10 protein-coding genes are annotated in these 9,271 nt (G+C 68.3%); 6 read left to right on the forward strand and 4 right to left on the reverse strand.

All coding sequences use genetic code 11. The features are described from left to right. Nucleotides 1–4: 4 nt before the first annotated feature. On the reverse strand, nucleotides 5–517 hold the full coding sequence (locus PIJ50_RS01010; RefSeq protein ID WP_271971906.1) for a molybdenum cofactor synthesis domain-containing protein: 513 nt from the start codon (nucleotides 515–517) through the stop codon (nucleotides 5–7). Next, a complete protein-coding gene (locus PIJ50_RS01015; RefSeq protein ID WP_271971908.1) occupies nucleotides 514–1,287 on the reverse strand; it encodes a uracil-DNA glycosylase in 774 nt (257 codons plus the stop codon). Before PIJ50_RS01015 ends, PIJ50_RS01010 begins: the two co-directional genes overlap by 4 nt. Before the next feature lie 102 nt (nucleotides 1,288–1,389). Here PIJ50_RS01015 and PIJ50_RS01020 point away from each other — a divergent pair, with 102 nt between their 5' ends. Genes PIJ50_RS01020 through PIJ50_RS01040 form a run of 5 tightly spaced genes read left to right on the forward strand, consistent with a single transcriptional unit; the run spans nucleotide 1,390 to nucleotide 6,123 of the window. Next, nucleotides 1,390–2,352, forward strand: a complete 963-nt coding sequence (locus tag PIJ50_RS01020; RefSeq protein ID WP_271971910.1) for an aspartate carbamoyltransferase catalytic subunit — start codon at nucleotides 1,390–1,392, stop codon at nucleotides 2,350–2,352. After that, nucleotides 2,349–3,809, forward strand: a complete 1,461-nt coding sequence (locus PIJ50_RS01025) for a DNA recombination protein RmuC (protein ID WP_271971911.1) — start codon at nucleotides 2,349–2,351, stop codon at nucleotides 3,807–3,809. The genes PIJ50_RS01020 and PIJ50_RS01025 overlap by 4 nt, the downstream gene beginning before the upstream one ends. A gap of 1 nt (nucleotide 3,810) precedes the next feature. Next, the gene (gene pyrC, locus PIJ50_RS01030; RefSeq protein ID WP_271971912.1) at nucleotides 3,811–5,082 is read left to right on the forward strand and encodes a dihydroorotase; all 1,272 of its coding nucleotides are present in this window, start codon (nucleotides 3,811–3,813) and stop codon (nucleotides 5,080–5,082) included. Then, nucleotides 5,069–5,677, forward strand: a complete 609-nt coding sequence (gene plsY / locus PIJ50_RS01035; RefSeq protein ID WP_271972920.1) for a glycerol-3-phosphate 1-O-acyltransferase PlsY — start codon at nucleotides 5,069–5,071, stop codon at nucleotides 5,675–5,677. Before pyrC ends, plsY begins: the two co-directional genes overlap by 14 nt. Then, entirely contained in the window at nucleotides 5,677–6,123 is a 447-nt protein-coding gene (locus tag PIJ50_RS01040; RefSeq protein ID WP_271971914.1) for a GNAT family N-acetyltransferase, read from the forward strand. Before plsY ends, PIJ50_RS01040 begins: the two co-directional genes overlap by 1 nt. On the opposite strand, the gene PIJ50_RS01045 is transcribed toward PIJ50_RS01040, so the two are convergent. Continuing rightward, a complete protein-coding gene (locus tag PIJ50_RS01045) occupies nucleotides 6,116–7,438 on the reverse strand; it encodes a glutamate--cysteine ligase (protein ID WP_271971916.1) in 1,323 nt (440 codons plus the stop codon). The genes PIJ50_RS01040 and PIJ50_RS01045 overlap by 8 nt on opposite strands. Nucleotides 7,439–7,493: 55 nt before the next feature. Further along, the gene (locus tag PIJ50_RS01050; RefSeq protein WP_442900694.1) at nucleotides 7,494–8,216 is read right to left on the reverse strand and encodes a 16S rRNA (uracil(1498)-N(3))-methyltransferase; all 723 of its coding nucleotides are present in this window, start codon (nucleotides 8,214–8,216) and stop codon (nucleotides 7,494–7,496) included. A 68-nt stretch (nucleotides 8,217–8,284) separates the two neighbouring features. Between PIJ50_RS01050 and ubiA the strand changes: the two genes are divergently transcribed. Next, nucleotides 8,285–9,214 carry a 4-hydroxybenzoate octaprenyltransferase gene (ubiA, locus tag PIJ50_RS01055; protein WP_271971920.1) on the forward strand — a complete coding sequence of 310 codons (930 nt, stop codon included), beginning with the start codon at nucleotides 8,285–8,287 and terminating at the stop codon, nucleotides 9,212–9,214. Nucleotides 9,215–9,271 lie beyond the last annotated feature (57 nt).

Consider the following 9,271-nt stretch of genomic DNA (forward strand, 5'->3'; position numbering starts at 1 on the left):
GGAGTCAGCGCTCCGTCAGGCGGGGCATGATCTCCACCAGGTTGCACGGGCCGTTGGTGGAATCGAGCTGGTGGCGCAGGATCTCGTCCCACGCGTCCCGGCACGCGCCGGAACTTCCGGGCAGCGCGAACAGGTAGGTGCCCTTGCGCACCCCGCCTGTCGCGCGGCTCTGGATGGCCGAGGTGCCGACGGTGCGCATGGACACCATGGCGAAGATCGACGCGAAGGCCTCGATCTCCTTTTCATAGACGTCGCGATGCGCCTCCACGGTCACGTCGCGCCCCGTCAGCCCCGTCCCGCCGGTGGAGATCACGACGTCCACCGCCGGATCGTCCGACCATCGGCGCAGGTGGTCCGCGATGGCCGCGCGGTCGTCCGTGACCATGACGCGGTCGACCAGCACGTGGCCCGCACCTTCGATCCGTTCGGCCAGCACCTTGCCGGATTTGTCGGTGTCCAGCGTGCGCGTGTCCGACACGCTCAGCACGGCGATCCGCACGGGTTTGAAGTCGCTCATTTCAGCCTCGCTCTCAGGTCCAGAAGGTCGGCCCAAGCGTCGCGCTTGGCAGCCGGGTTTCGCAGAAGATAGGCCGGATGGCACATCGGCAGGACAGGAAGGCCGAACCCCTCCCTCCAGGTGCCGCGCAGCCGCGTGATCCCCGCCTGCCCCAGCACCGTCTTGGCCGAGGTGTTTCCCAGCACCACCAGAACGTCGGGCGCCGCCAGTTCCACATGCCGTTCCAGAAAGGGGCGCATCATCGCGGCCTCTTCGGGCAGCGGGTCGCGGTTGTGGGGCGGACGCCACGGCATCACGTTGGTGATGTAGACGGCACGTGCCGGATCGGGGTTGTCGCGGGACAGGCCGATGGCGGCCAGCATCCGGTCCAGAAGCTGCCCCGCCTTGCCCACGAAGGGACGCCCGGCCTGATCCTCCTCGCGGCCTGGCCCCTCTCCGATGATCATGAGTTGGGCGCCGGGGCGGCCGTCGGCGAAGACGGTGCTGCGCGCGCCGCGCTTCAGCTCGCAATGCGGAAAGGCGGTGACGGCCTCGCGCAGCGCGTCCAGATCGTGGGCGGCGGCGGCCATGGCCCGCGCCTCGGCCACGGGATCCGTTTCGGCCGGGATCACGGGCGGGGCGGCCACGGCGGCGGGTTTTGGAACCACCGCCTCCAGCTCGTACCGGTTCAGGGGGGCGTCGCCGATGCCTTCGGTCACGCCCAGATCGAACTGCCAGGCCAGCAGGGCCGCAGCGGTGTCGAAGTCCAGATCGCAGGCATCCCGAGTCATGGCGCCAAGGTATTCCGCCCCCCGCCCGGGAACAAGGCGACTTGTCGGAATCCCCGCCGCTTCCTATAAGCCCCCCAACGTCCCGGACCAAAGGAGCCGCCGATGAGTTTCCGCGCCCGCCACCTTCTTGGGATCGAGCATCTGGCCCCGGACGAGATCATGACGATCCTCGACCTCGCCGAACGTTACGTCGATTTCAACCGCCGCACGGTGAAGCAGTCGAACGCGCTGGCGGGCATGACCCAGATCAACATGTTCTTCGAGAATTCCACCCGCACGCAGGCCAGCTTCGAACTGGCTGGCAAGCGGCTGGGCGCGGACGTGATGAACATGGCGATGGCCCAGTCCTCCGTGAAGAAAGGCGAGACGCTGATCGACACGGCGCTGACGCTGAACGCCATGCATCCCGACCTGCTGGTGGTGCGCCACGGCGCGTCGGGCGCGGTGAACCTTCTGGCCGAAAAGGTGAACTGCGCCGTGCTGAACGCGGGCGACGGGCGGCACGAACATCCCACGCAGGCGCTTCTGGACGCGCTGACGATCCGCCGGTCGAAGGGCCGCATCCGCGGGCTGACCATCGCCATCTGCGGCGACGTGCAGCACAGCCGCGTGGCCCGGTCGAACCTGCTGCTTCTGGGCAAGATGGACAACCGCGTGCGTCTGGTGGGGCCGCCCACCCTCATGCCCTCGGGCGTGGCCGAATTCGGGTGCGAGGTGTTCGACGACATGAAGGCGGGACTGGCAGGCGCGGACGTCGTGATGATGCTGCGCCTGCAGAAGGAACGCATGGACGGCGGCTTCATCCCGTCCGAACGCGAATACTTCCACCGCTACGGCCTTGATGCCGAAAAGCTGGCCCATGCCAAGGACGACGCCATCGTGATGCATCCCGGCCCGATGAACCGGGGGGTGGAGATCGACGGCACCATCGCCGACGACATCAACCGGTCGGTGATCCAGGAACAGGTGGAGATGGGCGTCGCCGTCCGGATGGCCTGCATGGATCTTCTGGCGCGCAACCTGCGCGCCGAACGGGGCGCCCGCGCGGCCGAGGTGATGGTATGAGCCAGATGTGGATCTTCGTCCTGATCAGCCTGGCCGTGGGCGTCCTGATCGGCTGGGCGCTGCGCCGCCCCGACGGGCGTCCGTCCCACGACCTGTCCCGCCTGCAGGCGGAACATGACAACCTTGGCCGCGCGAAGGACGATCTGGTGGCGCAGCTGACCGCCGAACGCCGCCTTGTGGGCGACATGCGCGAGGAGGCGAACCACGCCCATTCCCGCATCGCCACCCTTGAAGCCGAACTGCGCGGGGCCGAGCGTCGGGCCGACGACAGCGACCACCGCCACCGCTCCACCCTCGAAGGGCTGGAGGACGCGCGCGAACGGGCCACCACCGCCGAGGTGGAGCTGTCGCGGCTGAGCACGGTGCTGGAAAAGGAGCGGCTGGCCAACGTGGAGAAGATCGAACTGCTGTCCCAGGTCCGTGCGGACATGGAGCATCGGTTCAAGCAGCTGGCCGCCGACAGCCTGCGCCTGAACGGCGAGGAAAGCAAGCAGCGGCTGGAAGCCGCCCTTGCCCCCCTGAAGCAGCATGTCGAACATTTCCAGACGGAACTGCGCAACGTCCACCAGGGCGCGCTGCAGGACCGCGCCACCCTGAAGACCGAGATCGAGGCCCTGACCCGCCGGTCCGAGGAGGTGAGCCGCGAGGCCGTCAACCTGACCCGCGCGCTGAAGGGCGACAAGCAGAAGCAGGGCGCCTGGGGGGAGATGATCCTCGAATCCCTGCTGGAACGGTCGGGCCTGCGCAAGGGCGAGGAATACCTGGTGCAGGAGCATCGGGTGAACGAGGACGGCGCCCGCTTCCGCCCCGACGTCGTGGTGAACATGCCCGACGGCAAACGGCTGGTGATCGACAGCAAGGTGTCGCTGGTCGACTACGAGACCTGCGTGAACTGCGAGGACGAGGGCGACGCGAACCTGGCCCGCGTCCGCCACGTGCGCGCGCTGAAGAACCACATCCAGACCCTGCACGAAAAGGCCTACCACCGGATGGAGGAAGGCTCCGTCGATTACGTGGTGATGTTCATCCCGATCGAGGGCGCGCTGTCCGAGGCGCTGCGCGAGATGGGCGACCTGACGACCATGGCCTTCGAGAAGTCGGTGACCATCGCCACGCCCACCACGCTGATGATGGCGCTGCGCACCATTTCCAACGTGTGGACGATCGAACGCCGCAACCAGAACGCCGAGGCCATCGCCGACCGCGCGGGACGCCTTTACGAAAAGGTCGCGGGCTTCGTCGATGACATGGAAAAGGTGGGCCGCAACCTCGGGGCCGCGCAATCGGCCTATGGCGACGCGATGGGCAAGCTGTCCTCCGGCCGGGGCAACATGCTGTCGCAGCTGGAAACGATGAAGGTGCTGGGGGCCAAGACCTCCAAGTCCTTCCGCACCGAGTTCGACCACGACCCTTCCGCGCAGGACGATCTGCGCCTGACCCATGACGCGGCGGAGTGACATGATCTATCTGACGAATGCCCGCCTCATCGATCCCGAGGCGATGACGGAAACCGAAGGCTCCGTCCTTCTGGACGGGGGCGTGATCGCCGCCATCGACGGCGACGCCCCCGAAGGCGCGCGGATCATCGACTGCGGCGGCAAGGTGCTGGCCCCCGGAATCGTGGACCTTGGCGTGCAGGTGGGCGAACCCGGTGCCCGGCACAAGGAAAGCGTGCGCTCGGCCGGGCTGGCGGCGGCCGCGGGCGGCGTGACGACGATCATCGCGCGCCCCGACACGGACCCGGCGCTGGACAGCCCCGAGATGCTGGAATTCGTCACCCGACGCGCGCGCGAGGCGTCGCCCGTCCGCATCCGCCACATGGCCGCCCTGACCAAGGCGCGCGAGGGGCGCGAGATGACGGAGATCGGGTTCCTGCTGGACGCGGGTGCCGTGGCCTTCACCGATGGCGACCGCGTCTGCACCAACACCAAGGCCCTGAACCGCGCCTTCACCTATGCCCGCAGCCTGAACGCGCTGGTGATCGGCCATCCGCAGGAACCGGGCCTGTCGCAGGGGGCCGCCGTCACCAAGGGCAAGTTCGCGTCCCTGCGCGGCCTTCCCGACGTGCACCCCATGGCCGAACGCATGGGCTTCGACCGCGACATGGCCTTGGTGGAGATGACGGGCGTCCGCTATCACGCCGACCAGATTACCTGCGCCCGCACCCTGCCCGCGCTGGAACGCGCCAAGGCCAACGGGCTGGACGTGACGGCCGGCATCTCCATCCACCATCTGACGCTGAACGAGATGGACGTGGGCGACTACCGCACCTTCTTCAAAGTGACCCCGCCCCTGCGATCTGAAGACGACCGGCTGGCCATGATCGACGCGGTGGCCGCCGGCACGATCGACATCATCTGTTCCATGCACACCCCGCAGGACGAGGAATCGAAGCGCCTTCCGTTCGAGGACGCGGCCTCGGGCGCGGTGGGGCTGGAAACGCTGCTGCCGGCCGCCATGCGGCTTTATCATTCGGGCGGGCTGACCCTGCCGCAGCTGTTCCGCGCCCTGTCGCTGAACCCGGCGAAACGGCTGGGCCTGCCGCAGGGCCGCCTGTCAGAAGGCGCGCCGGGGGATCTGGTGCTGTTCGATCCCGACGCGCCCTTTGTCATAGACCGCTTCGCGCTGCGGTCGAAATCGAAGAACACGCCCTTTGACGGGCAACGGATGGAAGGCCGGGTTCTCGCGACCTTCGTGAACGGGGTGCAGGTGCATGATGCCGGTCTTTGAAACAGCCCTTCCGCTCCTCCTCCTGACGGGGGTTCTGGCCTATCTCCTCGGCTCCGTCCCGTTCGGGATCGTCATCACCCGGGCGATGGGTCTGGGCGACCTGCGCAAGATCGGGTCGGGCAACATCGGGGCCACCAACGTGCTGCGCACGGGCAACAAGCCCGCCGCGCTGGCGACCCTGATCCTGGACGCGGGCAAGGGCGGGATGGCGGTCTTGATCGCGCGCGCGCTGGTCGGGCCGGATGCGGCGCTGGTCGCGGGGGTCATGGCTTTCTTCGGCCACCTGTTCCCCGTCTGGTTGGGGTTCAAGGGCGGTAAGGGGGTCGCGACCTTTCTCGGCACGCTGCTGGCGCTGGCCTGGCCTGTCGGCCTTCTGGCCTGCGCCACCTGGGCCGTGGTCGCCGCGATCTTCCGCTTCTCCTCGCTGGCGGGGATTCTGGCCGCGGTGTCGGCACCCGTCTGGGCCGTGGTGACGGGGCACGGGGCCGTGGCCCTTGCCGCCGCGCTGATGGCGCTGATGGTGCTGATCCGGCACGACGCCAATATCCGCCGCCTGATCGCGGGAACGGAACCGAAGATCGGCAAGAAGACCTGATGCCCCATATCCGGCCCGTTGCCGCCCATGACCTGCCCGCCCTGAAACACCTGATCACCGCGCTGGCGGAGCTGCACGGCGACACGGCCCGCGTGACGGAAGACAGCCTTCAGCGCGACCTTCTGGGCGAGGCGCCCTGGGTTCTGGGGCTGGTCGCCGAATACGATTTCGCGCTGGTCGCCTATGCCGCCCTGTGCCCGCGGGCGCAGTTGCAGTTCGGGGAACGCGGGCTGGACATCCACCACCTGTATGTCCGGCCCGCCTGGCGCGGACAGGGCCTTGGCCGCCGCATGATCGAGGCTTGCGTCCAGAAGGCCACGACCCTGCATTGCGACTACGTGATCACCAGCACGGCCCCGGACAACAAGGCCGCGCAGGGGGCCTATCGCGCCTGCGGGTTCGTCCAGTTGGCCGACCCCACCCGCTTCCGCCGCGCGATCAGATAGCCATCGCGTCATAGACGCGGGACAGGTCGCCGCCCCATTCGCCCTTGTAGGCGGCGATCAGGTCATCCGCCGGCACGCGGCCCGTGGCGATGCTGTGGTCCAGCACGTCCAGATACGCCTCCTCGCCCTGACCGCGCGCGGCCAGACCGCCGCGCGACAGGCGCAGCGCCTCGCGCGCCAGATCGTGCAGCTTGACGCCCCCTGCCTCGCCCTGAAGCGCATCGACCGAGGCGGCGACGCGAAGCCCTTCACGCGTGTCCACGTCCAGATGCTTCACCAGATCCCAGGCCGCGTCCAGCGCCCCGCCGTCATACATCAGCCCCACCCAGAAGGCGGACAGGGCGGGCATGTGCGACCGCGGCCCGCAATCGGCGCCCCGCATCTCGATGTATTTCTTCACCCGCGCTTCGGGGAAGACGGTGGTCATGTGGTCGGCCCAGTCGGACAGGGTGGGCTTCTCGCCGGGCAGCGCGGGCAGTTCGCCCTTCAGGAAGTCGCGGAAGGACTGGCCCAGCGCGTCGATGTACCGGCCGTCGCGATAAACAAAATACATCGGCACATCGAGGACCCAGTCCACGTAACGCTCGAACCCCGCGCCCTCCTCGAACATGAAGGTCAGCATGCCGGTGCGGCTGTCGTCCAGCCCCCGCCAAATGCGCGACCGCCAGCTTTTGTGCCCGTTCAGCTTGCCGTCGAAGAACGGAGAGGAGGCGAAGAACGCCGTCGCCACCGGCTGCAGCGCCAGCGCCACCCGCATCTTCTTCACCATGTCCGCCTCGGACGCGAAGTCGAGGTTCACCTGCACGGTGGAGGTGCGGTACATCATCTGCGTGCCATGCGTCCCGACACGGCCCATGTAGTCGGTCATCAGGCGATACCGACCTTTCGGCATCACGGGCATGTCCTCGTGCCGCCATTCGGGCGCGGCCCCGATCCCCATGAAGCGCGGACCGCCGAGTTCGGCGATCTCGGCCATGTGGTTGTCGATCTCGGCCTTGGTGTCGTGGATCGTGGCGACGGGCGCGCCTGACAGTTCGAACTGCCCGCCGGGTTCCAGCGAGATGTTGGCCCCGTTCCGCGTCAGGCCGATCAGCTTGCCGGCCTCCTCCACCCGCGTCCAGCCAAAGCGGGTCAAACCTTCCATTAGGTCGTGGATGGCCTTGTAATCCAGCGGACGATGATCGGGGGTGAAGCCGAACTTTTCATGCTCGGTCCCGATGCGCCACTGGTCGGCGGGCTTGCACCCGGCCTCCATATACGCGGCGAGTTGGGAGAAATCTTCGATCGGGCCGCCGCCCTGCTGGGGAATGGACATCGTGGCCTCGATCAAGCGTTTGGAAAGGCAGACCTGTCGCGTTGAGGGGGGTAAGTCAAGTGGTCCAGTCGCCCAAGGTGGACTGCCACAGCGTCAGCGCGGCCACCGCCGCCGTGTCCGCGCGCAGGATACGCGGGCCAAGGCTGACGGGGACCACCTGTTCCATCGCACGCAAACGTGTCTGCTCGGCCTCGGCAAAGCCGCCCTCGGGGCCGATCAGGATGGCCCAGGGGCCCGCGCCCGCCGCCTGCAGGCCCGCGCGGGCCCCGGTCAGCGTCTCGTCGCACCACAGGATGCGGCGGTCGGCGGGCCAGTCGGCCAGAAGCCGATCCAGCGGGATCAGGTCGGTCACCTCCGGCACGAAGGTGCCGCCGCACTGTTCGGCCGCCTCCACCGCGTGGGCCTGAAGGCGGTCCTGCCGGATGCGTTCGGCGTTGGTGAAGCGGGTGTTGACGGGGATGATCCGTGCGGCCCCCATCTCGGCCGCCTTTTCGACGATGAAGTCGGTCCGGGCCTTCTTGATCGGCGCGAACAAAAGCCACAGGTCGGGCGGAAGACGCAGGGGTGCTGTCTGTTGGCGGCATTCCAGCGTGCCGCCTCGTTTCGCCGCGCGCGTCACGTCGGCCCGCCACGCGCCGTCGCGGCCGTTGAACAGGGTGACGGGCGCGCCCGTGCCCTGCCGCATCACCCCGAACAGGTAATGCGCCTGCGCCTCGGTCAGCGCCACCTCGGCGCCCGCGGCCAGCGGGGCCTCCACGAACAGTCGTATCTCGCTCATGCCCAAGGGTGTAGCGGGTTGGCCCCGCCCGCGCCATAGCCTAGAACGGCGGAAAACGGGGGTGCCGCATGACCAAGGGACAAGTCGCCGATGCCGTGAAGGGCAACTGGGTCGACCACAGCGCGCCAGAGGGCTGGCGCCCCTACCTGCGCCTGTCGCGCGCGGACCGGCCCATCGGCACCTGGCTGCTGCTGATCCCCTGCTGGTGGGGCGTGACGATGGCCGCAGCGGCCACCGGGGCACGGTGGTTCGACCTGTGGATCGTGATCGGCTGCACGGTGGGCGCGTTCCTGATGCGGGGCGCGGGCTGCACCTGGAACGACATCACCGACCGCGACTTTGACGGCAGCGTGGCGCGCACGCGGTCCCGCCCCATCCCCTCGGGTCAGGTGACGGTGCGGCAGGCGCTGTGGTGGATGGCAGCCCAGATCGCCGTGTCGGCGCTGATCCTGTTCACGCTGGGCCCGGTGGCCATCGCCTTCGGGATCGCGGCGCTGGTGCCGGTGGCGGTGTATCCCTTCGCCAAGCGGTTCACGTGGTGGCCGCAGGTCTTTCTGGGCATTGCCTTCAACTGGGGCGTGTGGGTGGCCTGGGCCGCGCATGGCGCGCCGGTCACGGGGGCCACGCTGGCGCTGTTCCTGTCGGGCATCGCCTGGACGCTGTTCTACGACACGATCTACGCCCATCAGGACAAGGAGGATGACGCCCTGATCGGCGTGAAGTCCACCGCCCGCCTGTTCGGCGCCTCCACCCCCTTGTGGCTGATGGCCTTCCTGATCCTGGCGGCCGGTCTTATGGCCGTGGCCGCCGTGGGCAGCCTGCGGGGCCTGCCGCTTCTGCTGGCGCTGGCGGGCTGCGCCGCCTTTGCCGCGCACATGCTGTGGCAGATGCGGCGGCTGGACATCGACCGGCCGGATGTCTGCCTCACGCTTTTTCGATCCAATCGTGATGCGGGACTGGTGGCTGCGCTGTTTCTTGCCGGTGCGGCTTTGGTGTAATTGCGGGCCAGCGGTGCGGCGCGTATGCCCGGTGCCACATCTTCGAAGGATCCTGTC

Origin of the sequence: Falsirhodobacter sp. 20TX0035 (genome assembly GCF_028307215.1) — a bacterium.
Lineage (GTDB): Bacteria > Pseudomonadota > Alphaproteobacteria > Rhodobacterales > Rhodobacteraceae > Falsirhodobacter.